Annotated in this window: 18 protein-coding genes and 3 pseudogenes; 19 read left to right on the top strand and 2 right to left on the bottom strand. The window is 37.1% G+C overall.

Annotation, left to right across the window (positions count from 1 at the left end; translation table 11 throughout):
• Positions 1-903: 903 nt before the first annotated feature.
• Positions 904-3,054 (bottom strand): LTA synthase family protein, encoded by a 2,151-nt coding sequence (locus tag QM865_RS05595; protein WP_414306216.1) that lies wholly within the window; start codon positions 3,052-3,054, stop codon positions 904-906.
• Positions 3,055-3,170: 116 nt separating this feature from the next.
• Between QM865_RS05595 and QM865_RS05590 the strand changes: the two genes are divergently transcribed.
• From QM865_RS05590 to QM865_RS05505, 18 genes and pseudogenes are all read left to right on the top strand, one after another.
• Positions 3,171-4,334: a class I SAM-dependent rRNA methyltransferase gene (locus tag QM865_RS05590; RefSeq protein WP_414306215.1), complete on the top strand. Its 1,164-nt coding sequence runs from the start codon at positions 3,171-3,173 to the stop codon at positions 4,332-4,334.
• Entirely contained in the window at positions 4,331-5,008 is a 678-nt protein-coding gene (gene aroD / locus QM865_RS05585) for a type I 3-dehydroquinate dehydratase (protein ID WP_042900899.1), read from the top strand. Before QM865_RS05590 ends, aroD begins: the two co-directional genes overlap by 4 nt.
• Positions 4,998-5,852, top strand: a complete 855-nt coding sequence (locus QM865_RS05580; protein ID WP_414306214.1) for a shikimate dehydrogenase — start codon at positions 4,998-5,000, stop codon at positions 5,850-5,852. The genes aroD and QM865_RS05580 overlap by 11 nt, the downstream gene beginning before the upstream one ends.
• Positions 5,853-5,870: 18 nt before the next feature.
• On the top strand, positions 5,871-6,938 hold the full coding sequence (aroB, locus tag QM865_RS05575; protein WP_414306213.1) for a 3-dehydroquinate synthase: 1,068 nt from the start codon (positions 5,871-5,873) through the stop codon (positions 6,936-6,938).
• Between the two features lie 9 nt (positions 6,939-6,947).
• Complete coding sequence (gene aroC, locus QM865_RS05570) at positions 6,948-8,114, top strand: chorismate synthase (protein ID WP_414306212.1); 1,167 nt, start codon at positions 6,948-6,950, stop codon at positions 8,112-8,114.
• Between the two features lie 9 nt (positions 8,115-8,123).
• Entirely contained in the window at positions 8,124-9,227 is a 1,104-nt protein-coding gene (locus tag QM865_RS05565) for a prephenate dehydrogenase (protein ID WP_414306211.1), read from the top strand.
• A 10-nt stretch (positions 9,228-9,237) separates the two neighbouring features.
• A complete protein-coding gene (locus tag QM865_RS05560) occupies positions 9,238-9,576 on the top strand; it encodes a YlbF/YmcA family competence regulator (RefSeq protein ID WP_218764617.1) in 339 nt (112 codons plus the stop codon).
• A gap of 91 nt (positions 9,577-9,667) precedes the next feature.
• Positions 9,668-10,951: a 3-phosphoshikimate 1-carboxyvinyltransferase gene (gene aroA, locus QM865_RS05555; protein ID WP_414306210.1), complete on the top strand. Its 1,284-nt coding sequence runs from the start codon at positions 9,668-9,670 to the stop codon at positions 10,949-10,951.
• Positions 10,944-11,420, top strand: a complete 477-nt coding sequence (locus QM865_RS05550; protein WP_414306209.1) for a shikimate kinase — start codon at positions 10,944-10,946, stop codon at positions 11,418-11,420. The genes aroA and QM865_RS05550 overlap by 8 nt, the downstream gene beginning before the upstream one ends.
• The gene (pheA, locus tag QM865_RS05545; protein WP_414306208.1) at positions 11,417-12,265 is read left to right on the top strand and encodes a prephenate dehydratase; all 849 of its coding nucleotides are present in this window, start codon (positions 11,417-11,419) and stop codon (positions 12,263-12,265) included. The genes QM865_RS05550 and pheA overlap by 4 nt, the downstream gene beginning before the upstream one ends.
• Complete coding sequence (locus QM865_RS05540) at positions 12,262-13,557, top strand: LCP family protein (protein ID WP_414306207.1); 1,296 nt, start codon at positions 12,262-12,264, stop codon at positions 13,555-13,557. The genes pheA and QM865_RS05540 overlap by 4 nt, the downstream gene beginning before the upstream one ends.
• Positions 13,558-13,682: 125 nt before the next feature.
• A pseudogene (locus tag QM865_RS05535) lies at positions 13,683-14,111 on the top strand (LicD family protein); the annotation flags it as partial.
• Positions 14,112-14,155: 44 nt separating this feature from the next.
• Positions 14,156-15,370, top strand: coding sequence for a CDP-glycerol glycerophosphotransferase family protein (locus QM865_RS05530; RefSeq protein WP_414306206.1), 1,215 nt, complete (start codon positions 14,156-14,158; stop codon positions 15,368-15,370).
• A complete protein-coding gene (locus QM865_RS05525) occupies positions 15,367-16,332 on the top strand; it encodes a glycosyltransferase (RefSeq protein ID WP_414306205.1) in 966 nt (321 codons plus the stop codon). Before QM865_RS05530 ends, QM865_RS05525 begins: the two co-directional genes overlap by 4 nt.
• Positions 16,333-16,339: 7 nt before the next feature.
• Complete coding sequence (locus QM865_RS05520; protein WP_414306204.1) at positions 16,340-17,443, top strand: glycosyltransferase; 1,104 nt, start codon at positions 16,340-16,342, stop codon at positions 17,441-17,443.
• Positions 17,444-17,454: 11 nt separating this feature from the next.
• Entirely contained in the window at positions 17,455-18,474 is a 1,020-nt protein-coding gene (locus QM865_RS05515) for a hypothetical protein (RefSeq protein WP_414306203.1), read from the top strand.
• Positions 18,475-18,506: 32 nt separating this feature from the next.
• Entirely contained in the window at positions 18,507-19,961 is a 1,455-nt protein-coding gene (locus QM865_RS05510) for an O-antigen polysaccharide polymerase Wzy family protein (RefSeq protein ID WP_414306232.1), read from the top strand.
• Entirely contained in the window at positions 19,961-20,998 is a 1,038-nt protein-coding gene (locus QM865_RS05505) for a prephenate dehydratase (RefSeq protein ID WP_414306202.1), read from the top strand. Before QM865_RS05510 ends, QM865_RS05505 begins: the two co-directional genes overlap by 1 nt.
• A gap of 74 nt (positions 20,999-21,072) precedes the next feature.
• Here QM865_RS05505 and QM865_RS05500 read toward each other — a convergent pair.
• Positions 21,073-21,424: pseudogene (locus QM865_RS05500) on the bottom strand (transposase); the annotation flags it as partial.
• On the opposite strand from QM865_RS05500, the pseudogene QM865_RS05495 reads away from it, so the two are divergent.
• Positions 21,407-22,013, top strand: a pseudogene (locus tag QM865_RS05495) (transposase); the annotation flags it as partial. The pseudogenes QM865_RS05500 and QM865_RS05495 sit on opposite strands and share 18 nt — an antisense overlap.
• Between the last annotated feature and the right edge of the window lie 22 nt (positions 22,014-22,035).

The following is a 22,035-nucleotide window of genomic DNA, read 5'->3' as shown; positions in this document are numbered from 1 at the left end:
GCATAATATCAAGATTTTAGCACATCTGATATTATGCGTTTTTCTGATTTTAAAGACTTTTTCCTCAGTCACGTGCGTCGAAGGTTATATAGTGGATTGAATCTAGAGTAGTACATCACGATTGCTAAAACATTTGTAGAAATTAATTTGATTTTTCCAATCAATTCGTTCACCTCTTATTTCAATCTACTATACCAAAAAAACTCCAAACGCGATACAATAAAGGTGTTCAAGCCAATTGTAAAGCGAAAGGAGAAAAATATGGCACAAAAGGCTCATAGTTTATCGTACACAAAGTAGAACTGTTGTGTTCACACCTAAGTATAGACGAAAAGTCATCTAAAATCAATATCGAAGTAAGAATCACAAAAAATTTTAAAAAATGGCAATATTTGTTAACAAGGATTTCGTAGTTTGTTATAATGTGGTTGTAAATGATTAAGATTGGTAATCAAAAAATAAAGAGGGGAATGTCATGAATAAGAAATATAACAAGTTTCTATTTTTGTTGTTTATAGTTTATTTATTTGGATATTTTTCAATTTCAAAAAATTTAATTCCTATAATGTGTCTTTTTCAAGTATTTTTGATAGAAAATATATTTAGAGTTCGAAATAGGATTATGCAAATAGGTGAAATTATAATTATTGTTGCTTCTATGATATTATTTATTGATAGTATATTGAGTTTGTAACAAAAGGCTTCTCTATAAAATCAAATTTTCCAGATACCTGCTTAAGGTGATTTATCTTCTACTATCTACGTCACTAAACTTGACAGACATATACTGCAGTTACAACCTCTCTACCTACAATCTCAGAGTTGATCTGAGGCTAGTTTCCTAGTTTGTTCTTTGATTTTTGTTGATAAAAAGAATACTCCTCCAAGACGGAAGAGCATCTTTTATTGTGATTTTGATTCGGTTTCAGCCGACTCTGGGTGGAGTTCTTGGTAACTTGGTGCCTTGAAAAGGTTAGCACTGGTTTTACCTTGTCGTTGGCTAAAAAGACTAGTTGACTGACTACCTTTTTCCTGCTCAATCTTTTGAAGAATTGGTAAAGAATTGAGGTAAGAAATACTTTCTGTATCAACTTTTCCAAGATGATCTGCTTGGTAGAAACGTATCAAATCGCCAGTTTGAATCTGGTCGCTGATTTTAAGCTGTTGACTAGCTGCTTGACGAACAATTTCTAGTTCAGTTTGAGCTTGTTCATCAAGATTGCTGATTTCAAGACCGCTCTCAGTATAGTAGGTTCTTCCGTCGTAGCTGGTATATTTTGGTGTGACGAAGGAATTGGCATTTCGAAAGGCAACGATTTCTTGGTGGTCTGGTGATAGGAGGTCTTGTCCAACTTGAAGGAAGGAACTGGATTCGATACCAAGGAGGTGTTCGAGAGTCGGTAAGATATCGATTTGTCCACCGTAGGTATTGATGATTTGTCCCTTTTCATAGCCAGGCATGACCACCATAAAAGGCACTCGTTGCAACATGGCATTGTCGTAATTCGACCAGTTCTCAGAAGTCTTGCCAATTAAAGGTGCCAGGTCAGGATTGCGGGAATTGGAAATGCCATAATGGTCTCCGTAGATGACGATGATGGATTTTTCATAGAGGCCACTTTCTTTGAGATAGTCAAAGAAGGCCTTGATAGCACTATCCAGATAGTTAGCTGTTTGGAAGTAGCCGTTGATTGTTTCATCTTTGGTCTTGGCCAAGGGGAAACCAAGCTCATCGCCTGTCAGATTGCTAGCATAGGGATAGTGATTGGACACCGTGATATACTTGGCATAAAAAGGCTGCTGTATATGCTCCAGATATTGGATAGAATCCTTCATCATGATTTTATCATTTAAACCATATTGGAAAGAATTGCTACTGTCTTGCTTGGTGAAGTAGGAAGCATCAAAGAAGTATTGGTAGCCCCATTGTTTGTAGGTCGTATTTCGGTTCCAGAAGGTTCCGATATTACCGTGAAAGACAGCACTTGATTGGTAGCCGTTTTTTGATAGGATAAAAGGAGCTGCCTGCTGGGTATTGGTACCACCGTAATTGACCATGAAAGAACCTTGGTCAAGTCCAAACAAACCAGTCTCCAGCATGGTTTCCGCATCTGAGGTCTTACCAGCCTTGACTTGGTTAAAGATATTCGAAAAGGCTAGGGTTGATTGCGAATGGTAGAGTGAATTTAGGAAGGGAGTGACTTCATGCTCAGTTCCATCTATGTTGAGTTTATAGTCCAGTAGGAACTGCTGGAAACTTTCCAAGTGGAGATAAATCACATTTTTCCCTTTGGCTAAGCCGAAATAGTCTGGATTAGGCTTAGCCGAATGTTCTTGAATATAATCTGTAATAGGTTGAAGATCAGTCTCAGAGGCCTTAGCCCGTTCCTTGTTGGCGCTGTAGGATTGGTTGGCGCTATAACCTAAAAAGGCTGGCAAACTAAGGGCACGAACAATATAATAATTAGAAAATCCTCGCGATAGGAGATCGGGACGCTCAATTTCAGCCAAGAAAAGGTTAGCTGAAAAGAGCAGGGCCGAGAGAGCAGTGATGGCAACACTGGAGCGGAATTTGAAAGTTCTCCTATCCAGCTGGATGAATTTTTTATAGAAAAGGAAAGCCAGCAATGGGAAATCCATAAAATAGATGAAATCCCAAGGACGCAGTAACTCTAGTTCTGCAGTGCCGACAGACACCTTGCTGACCACCTTCATGGTATTAGCTGTGATAAAGTCACTAAATTCTCGATAGTAAAAGATATTAGAATAGAGCCAAATGAATAAAAGGCTATAAATAGCTATACTCAGGCCATAAAAGATCTTGGTTGACCGAGCATAGAGGGCTAGAGCTAGCAGGAGTAGCCCCAAAGGAAGGGGATTGAAAAAGGCTATAAAGGCAAGGTAATTCCCCTGCAACTTACCTACTTGAATATCTAAATTAAAGTCAACGGTATAGGCTAATAAGGTTTTGAGCCAATAGAGGATTAAAAGGGTTAGGACAAAACCCAGTCTGGTACCGATGGCTTTTTGGATTTTGTTAAAATTAATTCTCACACATTTACTTCCTAATTTTTTATTAGTATTAGTATACCATTTTTTAAAAGAAGAGTAAAAAAGCAAGGGTAGTTTCTTTTTTGAGAATTGTCTAAAAGTTTGATATAATGGTAATTATGAATAGAATAAGAGTTAGCAAAAGGGTTGAAAAGAAGCTCGCCAAAGGTCTGGTTTTACTAGAAGCCAGTGATCTTGAGAATGTCAATCTTAAGGATCAGGAAGTAGAAGTACAGAGTCAGGAAGGAATCTTTCTTGGGACTGCCTACCTTTCTCAGCAAAACAAGGGCTTGGGCTGGTTTGTTAGTAAGGACAAGGTGGCCTTCAATCAAGCTTTCTTTGAAACGCTGTTTAGACAAGCTAAAGAAAAGAGAAGTGCCTATTATCAAGATGATTTGACAACTGCCTTTCGTCTCTTCAACCAAGAGGGAGATGGCTTTGGCGGTCTGACAGTGGACCTTTATGGCGACTATGCTGTTTTTTCTTGGTATAACTCTTATGTTTATCAGATTCGCAAGGTTATCTCAGAAGCCTTTAGACAGGTTTTTCCTGAGGTTTTAGGAACCTATGAAAAGAGCCGCTTTAAGGGGTTAGACTATGAATCAGCCCATGTTTATGGTCAAGAAGCACCTGACTTTTTCACTGTTTTGGAAAATGGTGTCTTGTATCAGGTCTTTATGAATGATGGCTTGATGACAGGGATTTTCCTAGACCAGCACGAGGTTCGTGGTAGTCTGGTTGATGGATTGGCTATGGGTAAATCCTTGCTCAATATGTTTTCTTATACAGCAGCCTTTTCAGTAGCTGCGGTCATGGGAGGGGCAAGTCAGACAACTTCTGTGGACCTAGCCAAACGTTCACGAGAATTGTCTCAAGCGCATTTTCAGGCAAATGGACTCAGCACAGATGACCATCGTTTTATAGTCATGGACGTCTTTGAGTATTTCAAATATGCCAAACGAAAAGGCTTGACCTACGATGTGATTGTTCTAGATCCGCCTAGCTTTGCTCGGAACAAAAAACAGACCTTCTCTGTGGCCAAGGATTATCACAAGTTGATTTCCCAGAGTCTGGAGATTTTAAATCCGAGAGGAATCATCATTGCCAGTACCAATGCTGCCAATGTTTCCCGCCAGAAATTTACAGAACAAATTGATAAAGGCTTTGCAGGAAGAAGTTACCAGATTTTAAACAAATACGGTCTTCCAGCAGATTTCGCCTATAATAAAAAAGATGAAAGTAGTAATTACCTCAAGGTGATTAGTATGAAGGTTAGTAAATGAAATTAATCGTTTCAGTAATGCCAAGAAGTTTAGAGGAGGCTCAGGCTCTGGATGCCACGAGGTATCTGGATGCCGACATCATTGAATGGCGTGCCGACTATCTGCCTAAGGAAGCGATTTTGCAGGTAGCTCCAGCTATTTTTGAAAAATTCGCAGGTCGTGAGTTGGTTTTCACTCTGCGAACTCGCGCTGAAGGGGGAGAAATTGACCTTTCTCCGGAAGAATATATCCATCTAATCAAGGAAGTGGCGCAACTCTATCAACCAGACTATATTGATTTTGAGTACTATAGCTACAAGGATGTCTTTGAGGAAATGCTGGACTTCCCAAATCTCGTTTTAAGTTACCACAATTTCCAAGAAACACCTGAAAATATGATGGAAATCTTGTCAGAGTTGACGAGCCTAAATCCAAAACTGGTCAAGGTTGCGGTGATGGCTCACACAGAGCAGGATGTGCTAGACTTGATGAACTATACACGAGGCTTTAAAACCCTCAATCCTGAACAGGAATATGTGACCATTTCTATGGGCAAGGTGGGCAAGGTCTCTCGTATCACTGCGGATGTGACAGGTTCTAGCTGGTCTTTTGCTAGTCTAGATGAGGCAAGTGCCCCAGGTCAGATTTCCCTAGCTAACATGAAAAAAATCAGGGAGATTTTGGATGAAGCTTGATGGCTATACACGTTTAGCTGCAGTTGTTGCCAATCCTATTAAGCATTCTATTTCCCCCTTCATTCACAATAGTGCCTTTGAGGCGACAGCTACCAATGGTGCTTACGTAGCTTGGGAGATTGAAGTGGCTGACTTGGCAGAAACAGTGGCTAATATTCGCCGCTACCAGATGTTTGGTATCAACCTGTCCATGCCCTATAAGGAGCAAGTGATTCCATATTTGGATGAGCTGAGTGACGAAGCGCGCTTGATTGGTGCGGTCAATACGGTTGTAAATGATAATGGTACTTTAATTGGATATAATACAGATGGCAAGGGATTTTTTAAGAGCTTGCCTTCTTTTACAATTACAGGTAAGAAGATGACCTTGCTGGGTGCAGGTGGTGCAGCCAAGTCCATTCTGGCCCAGGCTATTTTGGATGGCGTCAGTCAGATTTCGGTCTTTGTTCGTTCAGTTTCTATGGAAAAAACAAGACATTACCTAGACAAGTTACAGGAGCAAACAGGTTTTAAAGTGGACTTGTATGCTTTAGAAGATGTTTCTGTCTTGCAGGAAAGGATTGCCGAGTCGGATTTACTGGTCAATGCCACTAGTGTGGGCATGGATGGGCAAACCTCTCCAATTCCTGAAAGCATCAATTTGCCAGAAACTCTCTTGGTGGCAGATATTATTTACCAACCCTTTGAAACCCCATTTTTGAAATGGGCCAGAAGTCAGGGCAGTTCAGCTGTAAACGGTCTGGGGATGTTGCTCTATCAGGCTGCTGAAGCCTTTCAACTGTGGACAGGCAAGGAAATGCCGACAGAAGAGATTTGGCAGTCCTTAACAGAAAAATACCAATAAAGAAAAGGAGACTCTCCTATGAAAATCAGAATCGATATTCCTCATCATCCTTATGATATTCATATTGAAAAAGGTTGTCTGGCTCAGGCTGGTCAATGGTTGAGAGAACTCTGGCAACCGCAAAAAGTGGTCATTGTGACAGACAACCATGTAGCTTCTCTTTATGCAGAGAAGGTCAAGCTCATCCTAGAAGATGCTGGTTTTAAGGTAGCGGTATTTGACTTTTTGGAAGGGGAAGAAAGAAAGAATTTAACCACTGTCCAGAAAGTCTATGAATTTTTAGTCAAGCAAGGTCTGACTCGTAGCGATGGACTCGTGGCTCTTGGTGGCGGTGTCGTTGGGGATTTGGCTGGTTTTGTAGCCTCTACCTATATGCGAGGTATTCATTTTGTTCAGATTCCGACTAGTTTGACAGCTCAGGTGGATTCTTCTATCGGTGGAAAGACGGGTGTTAATACTCCATTTGCTAAAAATATGGTGGGGACCTTTGCCCAACCAGATGGGGTTTTGATTGACCCACTTGTTCTTGAAACGCTTGGAAAAAGAGAGTTGATTGAAGGGATGGGTGAGGTTATCAAGTATGGCTTGATTGAGGATCCAGCACTTTGGGCTCTCTTGACGGAGCTGGATGGTTCTGTAGAGAGCATTTTAGAGCATGCAGAGACCTTGATTGAACATTCTTGCCAGGTCAAGCGCAAGATGGTGGTAGAGGATGAGTTGGACAATGGTGTACGCCTTTATCTCAACTTTGGCCACACCATTGGTCATGCCATTGAAGCGACTGCCGGCTATGGCAAAGTCATGCATGGAGAGGCTGTGGCCATGGGAATGGTTCAGATTTCCAAGGTTGCTGAGGAAAAAGGTCTTATGCCAGCTGGCATTACCCAGTCTATCACAGAAATGTGCCAGAAATTTGGACTACCTGTTGACTATGAAAACTGGGATGTTGATAAGCTTTATCAGGCTCTTACTCATGACAAGAAAGCGCGTGGTAACACCTTGAAATTGGTCTTGGTGCCAGAGCTTGGTTCAGCGACCATTCACCCAGTTTCTCTGGAAGAGATGAAAGACTACTTGGTAAAATAAGGAGAGTGTATGAGATATTTAACTGCAGGAGAATCACACGGCCCCCGTCTGACGGCTATCATTGAAGGAATTCCAGCTGGACTTCCTTTGACAGTTGAGGATATTAATGGCGACCTTAAACGTCGTCAGGGTGGCTACGGTCGTGGTGGTCGTATGAAGATTGAGAGTGACCAGGTTGTCTTTACTTCGGGCGTTCGCCACGGGAAAACGACAGGGGCTCCTATTACCATGGATGTCATCAATAAGGACCACCAGAAATGGCTGGATATCATGTCTGCGGAGGACATTGAAGACCGCCTTAAAAGCAAACGAAAAATTACCCATCCTCGTCCAGGACATGCCGATTTGGTTGGGGGCATCAAGTACCGTTTTGATGATTTGAGAAATTCTTTGGAGCGTTCATCAGCTCGTGAAACCACCATGCGGGTGGCAGTTGGGGCTGTAGCCAAACGTCTCTTAGCTGAACTGGATATGGAGATTGCCAACCATGTCGTTGTCTTTGGTGGCAAGGAAATCGATGTTCCTGAGAATCTCACAGTTGCTGAGATTAAGAAACGAGCTGCCCAGTCTGAAGTTTCTATTGTCAACCAAGAACGGGAACAGGAAATCAAGGATTATATTGACCAAATCAAACGTGATGGTGATACCATTGGTGGAGTTGTCGAGACAGTTGTCGGAGGTGTTCCAGTTGGTCTTGGTTCCTATGTTCAATGGGACAGAAAATTAGATGCGCGATTGGCCCAAGCCGTTGTTTCTATCAATGCCTTTAAAGGAGTGGAATTTGGTCTTGGCTTTGAAGCTGGTTACCGAAAAGGTAGCCAAGTTATGGACGAAATTCTCTGGTCTAAGGAAGACGGCTATACTCGCCGTACTAACAATCTGGGCGGCTTTGAAGGTGGTATGACCAATGGGCAACCGATTGTTGTTCGTGGAGTCATGAAACCTATTCCTACTCTCTACAAACCTCTTATGAGTGTGGATATCGAAACCCACGAACCTTACAAGGCAACCGTGGAGAGAAGCGATCCGACCGCTCTTCCAGCTGCAGGAGTGGTTATGGAAGCCGTTATGGCAACGGTTCTGGCGCAAGAAATCCTTGAAAAATTCTCATCAGATAATCTTGAGGAATTAAAAGAAGCAGTAGCCAAACACCGAGACTATACAAAGAACTATTAAGGAGTTCCTATGACAAAAACAGTCTATATCGCAGGTCTTGGTTTGATTGGAGCCTCTATGGCCCTTGGTATCAAACGTGATCATCCAGATTATGAAATTTTAGGTTATAATCGCAGTCAAGCTTCGAGAGATATCGCCTTGAAAGAAGGCATGATTGACCGTGCAACGGATGATTTTGCCAGTTTTGCTCCTTTGGCAGATATCATCATCCTCAGTTTGCCAATCAAACAAACCATTGCTTTCATTAGGGAATTGGCCAACTTAGACTTGAAAGAAGGAGTGATTATCTCGGATGCAGGCTCAACCAAGTCATCCATCGTAGATGCGGCGGAGCAGTATTTAGCTGGTAAGCCTGTTCGCTTTGTTGGGGCCCATCCCATGGCTGGTAGTCACAAGACAGGGGCAGCTTCTGCGGATGTCAATCTCTTTGAAAATGCCTATTATATCTTTACACCTTCGAGCCTGACAAGTCAGGATACGCTTGAGGAAATGAAGGATCTGCTTTCAGGTCTTCATGCTCGTTTTATCGAGATTGATGCCAAGGAGCATGATCGGGTGACTTCTCAGATTAGCCATTTTCCTCATATTCTGGCTTCTAGTCTCATGGAGCAGACTGCGGTTTATGCTCAAGAACATGAGATGGCAAGGCGCTTTGCGGCCGGTGGTTTTCGAGATATGACCCGAATTGCGGAAAGCGAGCCGGGCATGTGGACTTCTATTCTCTTGTCTAATCGTGAAACTATTCTGGATCGAATTGAGGATTTCAAGGAGCGCTTAGATGAGGTTGGACAAGCCATCAGCAAGGGAGATGAAGAGCAAATTTGGAACTTTTTCAATCAGGCGCGTGAGCAACGTCAGGCCATGGAAATTCATAAGCGTGGTGGTGTGGACAGTTCTTACGATCTCTATGTTGACGTTCCCGATGAAGAAGATGTCATCTTGCGAATTTTGGAACTGCTACGTGGAACTTCCTTGGTTAATATCCACATTAACGAGGAAAACCGTGAGGATATTCACGGGATCCTACAAATTTCATTTAAAAATGCTCAAGACTTAGAACGAGCCGAGCACCTCATAACAGAAAATACCGACTACACAGTCGTTGTCAAATAAGGAGAAAATCATGTCAAATATTTACGATAGTGCAAACGAACTCAGTCGCGGTCTACGCGAATTGCCAGAATACAAGGCTGTTAAAGCAGCTAAAGATGCGATTTCGGCAGATGCTGAGGCAAGCAAAATCTTTACAGAATATGTTGCCTTCCAAGAGGAAATTCAAAGACTAGCACAGACAGGTCAAATGCCAGACGCTTCCTTCCAAGCGAAAATGGAAGACTTTGGTAAACAGATTCAAGGGAATAGCCTCTTGTCAGAATTCTTTACCAAGCAACAACAATTGGCGATTTACCTTTCTGACATTGAAAAAATTGTTTTTGAACCAGTTTCAGAATTGCTAAAATAAGAAAATAACTATCATAAAGTCAGGAATTTTTAAGGAATTTCTGGCTTTTTATGATAAAATAGGTAAAAGTATTGCAAGTATGAGGTCCAGTATGAAACTAAAAACAAACATTCGCCACTTACATGGCAGTATCCGCGTTCCAGGTGACAAGTCTATCAGCCATCGTTCCATTATCTTTGGAAGTTTGGCTGAGGGTGAGACCAAGGTTTATGATATTCTGCGAGGTGAAGACGTTCTTTCGACCATGCAGGTTTTTCGTGACCTTGGTGTTGAAATCGAGGATAAAGATGGGGTTATTACCATTCAAGGTGTGGGCATGGATGGCCTAAAAGCTCCGCAAAATGCCCTTGATATGGGAAATTCTGGAACCTCGATTCGCCTGATTTCAGGTGTCCTTGCTGGCGCAGGCTTCGAAGTAGAAATGTTCGGAGACGATAGTCTTTCCAAACGTCCTATGGACCGTGTGACTATTCCACTGAAAAAAATGGGCGTCAGCATTTCAGGGCAAACTGAGCGAGACCTGCCTCCTTTGCGTTTGAAAGGGACGAAAAATTTAACACCTATTCATCATGAGTTGCCAATCGCCTCTGCCCAAGTCAAGTCAGCCTTGATTTTTGCAGCCTTGCAGGCTCAGGGTCAGTCAGTGATTATCGAAAAAGAATGCACCCGTAACCATACTGAAGATATGTTACAACAATTTGGTGGTCATTTAAGTGTGGACGGCAAGAAAATCACAGTCCAAGGGCCACAAAAATTGACAGGACAAAAGGTGGTCGTTCCAGGTGATATTTCCAGTGCAGCCTTTTGGTTGGTTGCAGGTTTGATTGTTCTAAACTCTCGTGTAGTGTTGCAGAACGTGGGCATTAATGAAACGCGTACTGGTATTATTGATGTCATTCGCGCCATGGGTGGAAAATTGGAAATAACTGAAATCGATCCAGTCGCTAAATCTGCTACCTTAACTGTTGAGTCTTCAGACCTGAAAGGAACAGAGATTGGTGGTGCCTTGATTCCACGTTTGATTGATGAATTGCCCATTATTGCTCTCCTAGCGACACAAGCCCAAGGTGTGACAGTTATCAAGGATGCTGAGGAACTCAAGGTCAAGGAAACCGACCGCATTCAGGTGGTAGCAGACGCCTTAAATAGCATGGGAGCAGATATTACTCCTACAGCTGATGGGATGATTATCAAAGGCAAATCCGCCCTTCACGGTGCTAGGGTCAATACGTTTGGTGACCACCGTATCGGTATGATGACGGCTATCGCAGCTCTTTTGGTAGCAGATGGAGAGGTGGAGCTTGACCGTGCAGAAGCCATCAATACCAGCTACCCTAGCTTCTTTGATGATTTGGAGAGCTTGATTCATGGCTAAGGTGTTATTAGGCTTTATGGGGGCTGGCAAATCGACTATTGCAAGAGGATTGGACCCTAATTACCTTGATATGGATGCTCTGATAGAAAAGCGTTTAGGCATGTCCATTGCGAATTTTTTCGCTGAAAAGGGAGAAGAGGCCTTTCGTCAGATAGAATCAGAAGTCCTAGCTGAGTTACTAGAAACAAATCAAGTTGTGTCAACTGGTGGAGGAGTGGTTATTTCTGAACGAAATCGTGACTTGCTCAAGACTAATCCGGATAATATCTACCTGAAAGCCGATTTTGACACCCTCTACCAACGCATATCAGCTGATAAGGAGAATCAGCGCCCGCTTTTTCTAAATAATAGTAAGGAAGAACTAGCAGCTATTTTTCAAGAACGACAGGCTTGGTATGAGGAAGTTGCCAGTCGGGTTTTGGATGTGACCAAGCTAAGCCCAGAGGAAATTATAGAGGAACTAAGATGAAAATTGCTTATCTAGGTCCCAAGGGATCATTTTCACACCACGTTGTGCAGACAGCTTTTCCTCATGAGGAATTGCAGGCCTTTGCCAATATTACAGACGTCATCAAGGCCTATGAACAAGGCTTGGTGGACTATTCTGTGGTACCAGTTGAAAATTCTATCGAGGGTAGTGTTCATGAAACCTTGGACTACCTTTTTCATCAGGCTCGCATTCAAGCAGTGGCAGAAATTGTTCAGCCCATTCACCAACAGTTAATGGTGGTTCCAGGTCACACTAAGATTGAGAAGATTTTTTCGCACCCACAGGCCTTAGCTCAAGGAAAGAAATTTATCGATGAAGAGTATCCAGATGCTCAAATTGAGGTGACTGCTAGTACAGCCTATGCGGCCCGCTTTATTTCCGAACATCCTGACCAGCCTTTTGCGGCTATTGCTCCTAGAAGTTCTGCCGAAGAATATGGCTTAGAACTGATTGCTGAGGATATTCAGGAAATGGAAGCCAATTTCACACGTTTCTGGGTTCTGGGAGCTGAAGGTGTAGCTATTCCCTTGCAAGCACAAACTGAAAAAATGAGTTTAGCCTTGACATTACCTGATAATCTTCCCGGCGCACTCTACAAGGCTCTTTCGACCTTTGCTTGGCGAGGAATTGACCTGACAAAAATTGAAAGTCGTCCACTCAAGACAGCGCTAGGCGAATACTTTTTCATTATCGATGTGGATTATGCCGATAAGGACTTGGTCCACTTTGCCCAAAAAGAATTAGAAGCGATTGGAATCCAGTATAAAGTTCTGGGTGCCTATCCTATTTATCCAATATCAGACCATGGAAAGGAGAGAAGATGAGTAAAGAAAATCCCTTAAGCCATCATGAGCAGTTGCGTTATGACTATCTACTTAAGAATATTCACTACCTCAATGAGCGAGAGAAAAAAGAGTTTGCTTACTTGCAAGACAAATTAAATAAGGCAAGTAGTGACGCTACCCCAGAGAGTCAAGAATTGACCGAGGATTATAGAAAGACAAGTGCTAACGCTTCAATTCCTTCTTATAATAGTCGTAGTCGTTCTGAGAGATACCAGAAGATTAATTCTCTTCCAAAGAAAAAAACTAAAAAGCGGAAGCTACGATGGGGCCGCATTTTCGCAGGTTTACTGGCTATCTTAGCTTGTCTGGCATTGGGTATGATTTTTATGTTCTTAAAAGGTTATACCAATGCTAATCCAGATAAAAATACGAATGCCCGGGCAGCTCAAGTAGAAGTCTTTAATGGTCAGGATACCAGAGATGGTGTTAATATTTTGATTATGGGTACAGATGGGCGAATTGGTCAAAATAGTGCTGAGACGCGGACTGACTCTATTATGGTATTAAATGTCGGAGGTTCAGATAAGAAAATTAAGTTAGTCAGTTTCATGCGTGATAATTTGGTCTATATAGATGGTTATAGTCAAGTGATTAACGGTAGAAAACAGACGGATAACAAGTTAAACGTAGCCTACGAGTTAGGAGAACAAGAGGGGCAAAAAGGGGCAGAAATGGTTCGTCAAGTCTTGAAAGATAATTTTGACTTGGACATTAAGTATTACGCCTTGGTCGATTTTCAGGCCTTTGCCACAGCGATTGACACGCTTTTCCCTGATGGGGTGACAATTGATGCTCAATTTTCAACATTGAATGGGCGTCCACTAACAGAAGCTACAGTCGGAGATGATTTACATGCGACTGAGACTGAGTCTCCAACCCAGACTATTAAAGTCGGAAAACAGAAGATGAACGGTTCGACCTTGCTCAATTATGCTCGTTTCCGTGATGATGATGAGGCGGATTATGGCCGTACCAAAAGACAGCAGCAAGTGCTGACAGCAGTTCTTCAGCAAATCAAAGATCCAACCAAGCTCTTTACAGGTTCAGAGGCACTTGGCAAGGTCTTTGGAATGACATCAACGAATGTTCCTTATACCTTCCTGTTAACAAATGGCTTGTCTTTCCTAAACGGAGCTCAAAATGGTATTGAAAAATTGACGATTCCAGAACTTGGTGACTGGGTAGATGCCTATGATGTTTATGGAGGCTTGGGCTTGCTTGTCGTTCAAAACAAATATCAGAATAAATTGTCTCAGATGGGTTTGAGATAGGAGAAGACAGAAGAATCAAAGTTTGATAGCTATTTATCTAGCAGTCAGGTTTTGATTTTTTACAGTCTGCAATAGATTTTTACCCCCTATTTGTGGTATAATGAAACGATACGATAGAAAGAATAATGAATAATATGACTGATTTAAAAGCAATTCAGGCTCGTAGTCTGGAGATGGCTGAATATTTTGTGGCCTTTTGTAAAGAACATGATTTGCTCTGCTATCTCTGTGGAGGAGGTGCTATTGGAGCCCTTCGAAACAAGGGCTTTATTCCTTGGGACGACGACCTAGACTTTTTTATGCCTCGCAAAGATTATGAAAAATTAGCAGAATTATGGCCTCGCTATGCAGATGAGCGTTATTTCTTGTCAAAGAGTCACAAGGATTTTGTCGATCGTAATCTTTTTATTACCATTCGTGACAAAGAAACCACCTGTATCAAACCTTATCAGCAGGATTTGAATTTACCACATGGTTTGGCTTTGGACGTGTTGCTTTTTGATTATTTTTCCAAAAATCAGCTTTTCGCTCTAATAAAAAAAATAATAAGTTGGAAATCTTCATTAAACTATAAGCATGTATATGAGGAGATACTAAGATGAGTAGAAATTTTTTTGAAAAGTTGAGATTAATTTCTATAAAAGATATTATTTCACTTATATTTATTTTTCCCATGGCATACTTTATTTCTCTATTCTATAGAAGCAGAAATGAAAACTTAATTTTAATATGTGAAAGTGAAAAAGAAGCTAGAGACAATGCCTATTGGTTGTTTAAATATATTAGAGAAAATCACCCAGAGGAAAATGTAATATATGTTATTGATTTTAAATCCCCTGACGCTCAAAAAGTCAAAGAGTTAGGAGAATGTATACAGTATTGGTCTTTGAAGCACTGGGTTTATTATCTTAGTGCAGGAGTGAATGTAAGTACACAAAAAGCAGGAAACCCTAATGCAGCTGTATTTAATTTTATGGAAGTATATTTAGGATTAAAAACCAATAAAGTATTTTTACAACATGGAATAACGGTTTCTGATGCTAAATGGCTATATTATGAAAATACAAAGATGCGTGGCTTTATATGTGGAGCAGAACAAGAGTACAAAGAAATAAAGGAAAAGTTTGGTTACCCTAGTGGATATGTACAATATTTAGGTTTTCCTAGATTTGACAACCTCCATAATACCATTGTAAAAAATAATCAAATTCTTGTAATGCCTACATGGAGAGAATGGTTGAACTTAAATACTAAAGCTAGAACTAACTTTAATGAAGGCAGTACTTTTACAGAAAGTGAATATTTTAAAAAATGGAATGAGTTTTTATTAAGTAAGGACCTAAAAACTTTTTTAGAAGAAAATGACTTAACTTTAATTTTTTATCCGCATAGAAATATGCAAAATAATTTACAAGAATTTCAAACTTCTTCGGATAATATAACATTGGCAGATTGGAAAAAATATGATATACAAGAATTATTAAAAGAGTCAGCTTTTTTAATTACAGATTATTCAAGCGTATTTATGGATTTTGCTTATATGAGAAAGCCAGTTTTGTTTTATCAATTTGATTATAAAAAATTTAGGGAGGGTCAGTACGAAGAAGGATACTATGACTATAAAGATGGCTTCGGAAAATCAATAGATACTCTAGATGAATTAATATTAGATATTCAAAAACAATTTAATAATAAGTGGATTTTGGAAGATAAATATAAAGAAAAAATTGAAAAATTTTTTAGAATATATGATAATCAGAATTCTAAGAGAGTATATTCGTTTATAAAAGAAATAATAGGAAAAAAAGAATGAAATTAACGATAGGCATACCAGTATACAACGGAGAAAAGTACATATCCCGTTGTATAGATTCTATACTCAAAGAGTATGAGAAAGCAAAAGAAAACATAGAGTTAGAATTGTTAATAGTAAACGATGGTTCAAAAGACAATAGTAAAACAATATTAAAAGAATATAGTGATAAATTATCAATTATAAAAGTTGTAACTCAAGATAATGCAGGAATTGCTCATGTAAGAAAAGTAATTTTAGAAGAGGCTAGTGGAGATTATCTATGGTTTGTTGATGTAGATGATGAGATAGATGAAGGAGCAATAGAATTTATAGCTAATCAAAAACTAGAAGAAGTAAATATATTTGATTATCGAGTAGGATATGAGGACAGTAAATTAGAGACTATAAGTATGGGAATACAAGAAAATACTATACTTATTCCTAATAAAGAAAAGAAACTTTTCACTCTGACGAATGCTGTCTGGCATTATATATATGATTTAGAATTTTTAAGAAGAACTAAACTAACCTTTAAAAGTGGTTATTTATATGAAGATTTTGAGTTTGTGGCAAAATTATGGCCTAATGTAAGTAGGGCTAAATATTTTAATTTTAGCATATACAAATATTATTTAACAGAAGGTTCTATTATGCGTGGCGGAACTCCTATTAATAAAATAAGAGATATAGAGGTTATGTTAAACAGTGTAGAAGCCTATTATACAGAAAATTATCCAGGGGAATATAAAAAAGAGTTAGAATATTATAACTGGTACCATATGTTGTATGGTGGATACGCTAATATTTTAAGAATTGATAAAAAATCTCCCCTATTAAAAGAGTACCTTGAAAAAATAAATAAAAAATATCCTAATTGGATACACAATCAGTATTTAAAGAGTCAACCATTGAAGAGAAAATTACTTATGTATTTAATTAAATTTAATCAAAAAAGTATAGTGAAAAAGTTATTGAAATAGGTGAAATATGAGTAAAAAGAAAATTTTATTTATCACATGGTCTTTTAGTTTGGGGGGCGGAGCTGAAAAAATTTTGGAAAACATTTCCAATGGATTAAGTGATGAGTATGATATTGATGTTTTAGAGATAAATCATCGTGGTATTGGAGAAAGTAACACTAGAAAAGTCAATGTATTAAAACCTATATTCAAAAACCTAGAAAATTCCAGTTTTTTTAATAAAATTAAGTGGAAGCTATTTTTGTTTTTCCCAAAATTATTTAGATATCTAGTAACGAGTAAAAAATATGATTATGAAATAGCTTTTAATTATTTATATCCAGTTTACTTACTTAGTAATGATGTGAAAACAATATCTTGGAATCATGGAACAATCTATAATTTAAAAAACCATAAATTTTCTAGAATTAGACAAGGTAAAAAATTAAAACATGTTAACAAAATAATAAGTATATCAGAAAAAACATCAGAGTCTATCAAAGAAATTTATCCTGAATATGCTAAAAACATAGAGCTAGTATATAATGGATACGATTTTCAAAAAATTCACACTAAATCTCTTGATGATGTAAATATTAAATTTGAAGAGGACAGTCTCATTTATTTAGGACGTATAGAGGAAGCCAAAGGGATTAAGAGATTGTTAGAAGTTTTTAAGAATGTGGTTGAGAAAATACCTGATAAAAAATTATATTTATTAGGGAAAGGTGATTTAGAGGAATACGTTAGTAAATTTGTAGTTGACAATCATTTAGAAAAAAATGTATTTATGTTAGGATATGTTGACAATCCATATCCATACATAAAAAAAGCATCTTATGTTGTTTTATTATCAGAAGCAGAAGGGTTTCCTACAGTTTTGGTGGAAGCGTTAGCGTTAGGAAAGGGATTTATTAGTACTCCTGTAGGAGGGACGAAAGAATTATATAATAATCAAAAATGTGGATTTGTTTCTGATGATAATGAAGAAATTTGTAACTATCTTATAGAAGAGCTTAGTAAAAAGAAGGAAGATAGATTCATTAATTCGGAAGTATGTAAGAAGTATGTTGATAAATATTCCTTAGATAAACAGATTGCCAGTATCAAAAAAATAATCAATGAATTATAGGTGAATAAATTATGGATAAAATAATAATTCCTATGAGTTATATGGGAAGTGGATCCTCAGCTGTGACAGATTTATTAAGAGAATATGAAGGAATAAACACGAAAAATTCAGACTTTGAATATGTATTTTTACATGCACCTGATGGATTATTTGATTTAGAGTATAAATTGCTTTATAATAACAATGCTATTAGGAGTGATGAAGCCGTAAAGAGTTTCAGAAAACTTATGAAAAAATTGTATATTTATGGTGGTTGGGGGATTGCTAATTATAAAGAAAAAATTTCCCAAAATTTCATGAATATAGTAGATAGTTATTTAGATTCGATAATAACAAGTAAATATCGTGGAGTATGGTACTATTATCAAAAACCATCAAAAATAGCTTGGTTTATAAGAATTATAAAGAGAGTTATATTTAAAAAAACTGCAAAATTAAAACAAGTACAATTAGAAATGAGTATGGTATCTTCGGATGACTTTTATGAAAAAAGTAGACAGTTTATTGTTGATGTTATAAAACAAATATCCGATACAGAAGAGAATATAGTATTAGACCAACTTTTATTACCTCATAATCTTAATTTAATAGATAATTATAAAATTGATGGATTGCTTCCAATAATTGTTTCAAGAGATCCCAGAGATGTATTTATCATGAATAAATACTTTTGGAAGCCAAGAAATCAAGAGGTGCCATACCCAACAGATGTTAAGACATTTTGTAATTATTACAAAATGATGAGAGAAAATGAGAAAAAAACCGAGACTTTAACATTAAGATTAAATTTTGAAGATTTAGTTTTACATTATGAAGAAACAAAAGAAAAAATAGAAAACTTCATAGGTATAGATTGTATCCATCACAAAGAAAAATTTAGGTATTTCAATCCGAATATATCTGTGAATAATTTACAAGTTTACAATAGAGATGTTAATTATATTCCGGAAGTAGAGGTTATAGAATCAGAACTATCGGAATACTTATATAATTTTAAGAATGATATTATTTCTAATGGGGATGTATTTTAAGTTAGTACACATAGGAATGAGGTGATTATTTGATAATAGAATGGAAAAAATTGTATTATTTAATTACGCTATTTAGCTATACTGTAACTATTTTTTTAGGTATTGCATATATATATAACAATTCGATTATTACGTTATTGATAACTTTAGTTATGCTTATTATAAGTAGTATCCTATACTGTTTTAACAATATAAAGTATTATATAATCCACCTTATTTTTTATATTACAATTTTTCTATTTTTAGTGTCTAGACCAACCATAGATTATTTCAAGCAGGGGCTAATAAATACTTATCAAGAAGATGTCTATAGATTTTCATTTTTGGCTGTTATTGTTTCTATTATTGGCATAACTATAGGAGGTCTTTTAGTTTCTAAAAGAGAAAACAAATTAAAAGAAGAGATTAAAGCCCTCAAAAACAAGCGATTTATAGATAGTGTACGGAAAGTATCGTTATCAGTATTTTTGTTCTCGTATCCATTTTACTTAGTAAGAATAATCGAAAGATTAATGTACAGATTAAATGTTTCATATTATGAATATTATGCTGATTTCAAAAGTGAGTTACCTTATTTTACCTATACCTTATCTACATTTGTAGTTTATGCTATGTGTATATATCTAGCTACAAAACCAAATAAACGCCATTCTACAATAGTGTTAGGCCTCTTTGTTACTGCAAATGTATTCAATCTTTTAATAGGAACAAGAAATCCATTTGTACTAAGTTTGATTTTTTCATTTGTTTATTTTTTTGTGAGAAATCAGACAGAAAAAGGTGTTTGGATAGGTGTAAAAGAAAAATCTATGCTCTATATAGGGACACCTATCACGATGCTTATTATGGGCTTCTTGAATTATGCCCGTGATGGAGTAGGGATTGGGAATATGAGTATTTCTGAACTTTTTTTAGATTTTATCTATAAACAAGGAACTAGCTTTGGTGTTTTAGCAAGGGGATATTTATATGGAAGTAATTTACCGATAAAAGAGTTTAGAAATTATACATTTAGTCCTGTAATTGAGTATATCACCAGAGGGAATTTAGGAATTTTATTTGGTGGAACTCCCTTTACTAGTGCTAATAATAGTCTAGAATTAGCTCTTGAAAGTGACAGATACGCTCACAATATTTCGTATATTGTTTTGAAACAGGATTATTTGGCAGGTCATGGCATAGGTGGCAGCTATATAATGGAAATGTATACTGATTATGGAATGCTTGGACTATTTCTGTTGAGTATTCTAATGGGGATAGGTTTCATATTTATGATAAAATCAGCTTATAAATCCGGAGTACTATTATTCGGTATTACGTTATTAATTTTAAATAATCTATTCTTTATGCCGAGAGGAGGCTTTACAGAGAGTTTCTTTAATTTAGTTACATTGCAATATTGGGGAATTGTTTTTGTTATATTTTTTGTAGCAACCCTAATAGAAAGAAAAGTAAAATACACAGTTAATAATAAAGGAGATATATAATGTTTGATAATTATTCAATTGCAGATTTATTTGCAAATATTTATAAGAGAAGAGTATTAAATCTAGTTTCACTAATAGTTTTATTTCTTTGTTTAGCTATTCCATACTCTTATAAAGTACTTACAACAAAGTCTGTTGTAAAGGATACTAGTAATTATTCTAGTTATCTTTCGTATAAAATCATAGCGCCAGAAGTTGAAACTAAAACTCCTAATAGTAACACGATTGGAGGATATAGTGATTTCTATGGACGTTTGGTTCAAGCCAATTTAAATGGAGCTTATTTGTTAAATGACCAATCAGAATCAGATATGAAAAAAATTGCGTCAGAATTAATGACATCTGAGGTTACACTTAAAAACTCAAATTTTGATTTTTGGAACAAAAAGATAGAAGTAAATTCCTTATTAAATAATGTGGGAATTACAGTAAAAATATTAACACCAAGTAAATTGGCGAATGATATTATTGAACAGAAATTGGATTATTTGATTGATAAATATAAACAGACATATTCTGGTGTCACAATTGAAAAATTGGAGACAGTTTATTCAAAAGAACTTGAAAAAAATGACATAGAATCTGGAGTAAATAAAGTTACTTTATTCATTCGTGTGATTATACTCGGAATTGGGGCTCTATTTTTAGTAATATTTGTTAACGTAGCAGCGTATATCTTTAATCCAACTATTAATAGAGCTGGAGATTATGAAAAATATGGTGTAGATTTTGTAGTGAAATTAGATACTGTAGCTAATTTTAAAGATGTTATACAATATAAGAATGGAAATAAGAACTTATTAGTGATAGCAACGAATAAAAATGTTTTTGATAAATTTTCTAAGCAATATGCTAAAGCCTTGCCAGAAAATATTGTCATTGGAAATATAAATAACATTAAGTCTGTATTAGATTCTGACAACATTTTATTTGTAGAAGAGTATGGTATAACTAGATATAAAAACTTTGAAGAACAGCTTCAAGTAATTAAAAACCTAAACAAAAATGTTCTAGGCGTGGTTTCATATAATTTGTAGATTATGTCAAATTAAAGGAAAGTAAGACCTTGAATTTTCGGTTCTATAACTAGTTGTAGTGGGTTGAAGAAAAACTAAGATCGAGAAAGGACACATTTCGTCCTTTCTTTTTTGATATTCAGAGCGATAAAAATCCGTTTTTTGAAGTTGTAAAAGTTCCGAAAACCAAAAGCATTTCGTTTGATAAGTTTGATGAGATTATTGGTCGCTTCTAATTTAGCGTTGGAATAAGGTAATTGGAGTGCGTTGACAATCTTATCTTTGTCCTTGAGAAAGGTTTTAAAGACAGTCTGAAAAAGAGTATGAACCTTATTTAGATTGTCCTCCAATAAGTCCAAAAAATTCCTTATTCTGAAAGTGAAAAAGTAAGAGCTGATAGACATTGTAGTGGTGTTTCAAGTCTTCTGAATAGCTCAACAGCTTTTCCCAAATGAAAAAATTGTACTTGATCGCTTTCACATTGTACAACATCTCAGACGTGCTATGAGTCGTGTCCGTGTTCAAATCATGAACCAATTCGATAGAAAATCCCATGAATACAAGGCTGTCAAGCACTACTGGAAGCTCATCCAGCAGGATAGTCGTAAACTGAGTGATAAACGATTTTATCGCCCTACTTTTCGCTAACACTGGACTAATAATGAGATTCTCGAAAAGCTCCCTGCATACTCTCAAGAATATAGAGAGAAGTATGAACTCTATCAACTATTACTATTTCATTTCCAAGAGAAATAAACAGACCATTTTTTTGAATTGATTGAATAAACGATTTCTTGTGTAAATCCTATTTTTCAAACTGTTTTTAAAACCTTTTTGAAAGATAAGGACAAAATCATGAACGCACTGGAGCTGCACTACTCAAACGCGAAACTAGAGGCTACTAATAACATCATTAAGGTCATCAAGTGCAATACTTTTGGCTTACGGAACTTTAAAAACTTCAATTAAAACTAGAATCCTCATCGCTTTGAACATCAAAAAGGAGAGAACCAAGTTGGTCCTCTCCAGGTTATAACTTTTCATCAACCCACTACAGT

This window comes from Streptococcus mitis (genome assembly GCF_047462815.1).
Taxonomy (GTDB): Bacteria; Bacillota; Bacilli; order Lactobacillales; family Streptococcaceae; genus Streptococcus; species Streptococcus mitis_DO.
Note: the sequence above shows the minus strand (reverse complement) of the source record. Positions and strands in the feature narration are given on the sequence as shown.

Coding starts and splice junctions, on each gene's coding strand:
- QM865_RS05590 (WP_414306215.1), top strand. CDS start 3,171: ATGAATAGAATAAGAGTTAGCAAAAGGGTTGAAAAGAAGCTCGCCAAA.
- aroD (WP_042900899.1), top strand. CDS start 4,331: ATGAAATTAATCGTTTCAGTAATGCCAAGAAGTTTAGAGGAGGCTCAG.
- QM865_RS05580 (WP_414306214.1), top strand. CDS start 4,998: ATGAAGCTTGATGGCTATACACGTTTAGCTGCAGTTGTTGCCAATCCT.
- aroB (WP_414306213.1), top strand. CDS start 5,871: ATGAAAATCAGAATCGATATTCCTCATCATCCTTATGATATTCATATT.
- aroC (WP_414306212.1), top strand. CDS start 6,948: ATGAGATATTTAACTGCAGGAGAATCACACGGCCCCCGTCTGACGGCT.
- QM865_RS05565 (WP_414306211.1), top strand. CDS start 8,124: ATGACAAAAACAGTCTATATCGCAGGTCTTGGTTTGATTGGAGCCTCT.
- QM865_RS05560 (WP_218764617.1), top strand. CDS start 9,238: ATGTCAAATATTTACGATAGTGCAAACGAACTCAGTCGCGGTCTACGC.
- aroA (WP_414306210.1), top strand. CDS start 9,668: ATGAAACTAAAAACAAACATTCGCCACTTACATGGCAGTATCCGCGTT.
- QM865_RS05550 (WP_414306209.1), top strand. CDS start 10,944: ATGGCTAAGGTGTTATTAGGCTTTATGGGGGCTGGCAAATCGACTATT.
- pheA (WP_414306208.1), top strand. CDS start 11,417: ATGAAAATTGCTTATCTAGGTCCCAAGGGATCATTTTCACACCACGTT.
- QM865_RS05540 (WP_414306207.1), top strand. CDS start 12,262: ATGAGTAAAGAAAATCCCTTAAGCCATCATGAGCAGTTGCGTTATGAC.
- QM865_RS05530 (WP_414306206.1), top strand. CDS start 14,156: ATGAGTAGAAATTTTTTTGAAAAGTTGAGATTAATTTCTATAAAAGAT.
- QM865_RS05525 (WP_414306205.1), top strand. CDS start 15,367: ATGAAATTAACGATAGGCATACCAGTATACAACGGAGAAAAGTACATA.
- QM865_RS05520 (WP_414306204.1), top strand. CDS start 16,340: ATGAGTAAAAAGAAAATTTTATTTATCACATGGTCTTTTAGTTTGGGG.
- QM865_RS05515 (WP_414306203.1), top strand. CDS start 17,455: ATGGATAAAATAATAATTCCTATGAGTTATATGGGAAGTGGATCCTCA.
- QM865_RS05505 (WP_414306202.1), top strand. CDS start 19,961: ATGTTTGATAATTATTCAATTGCAGATTTATTTGCAAATATTTATAAG.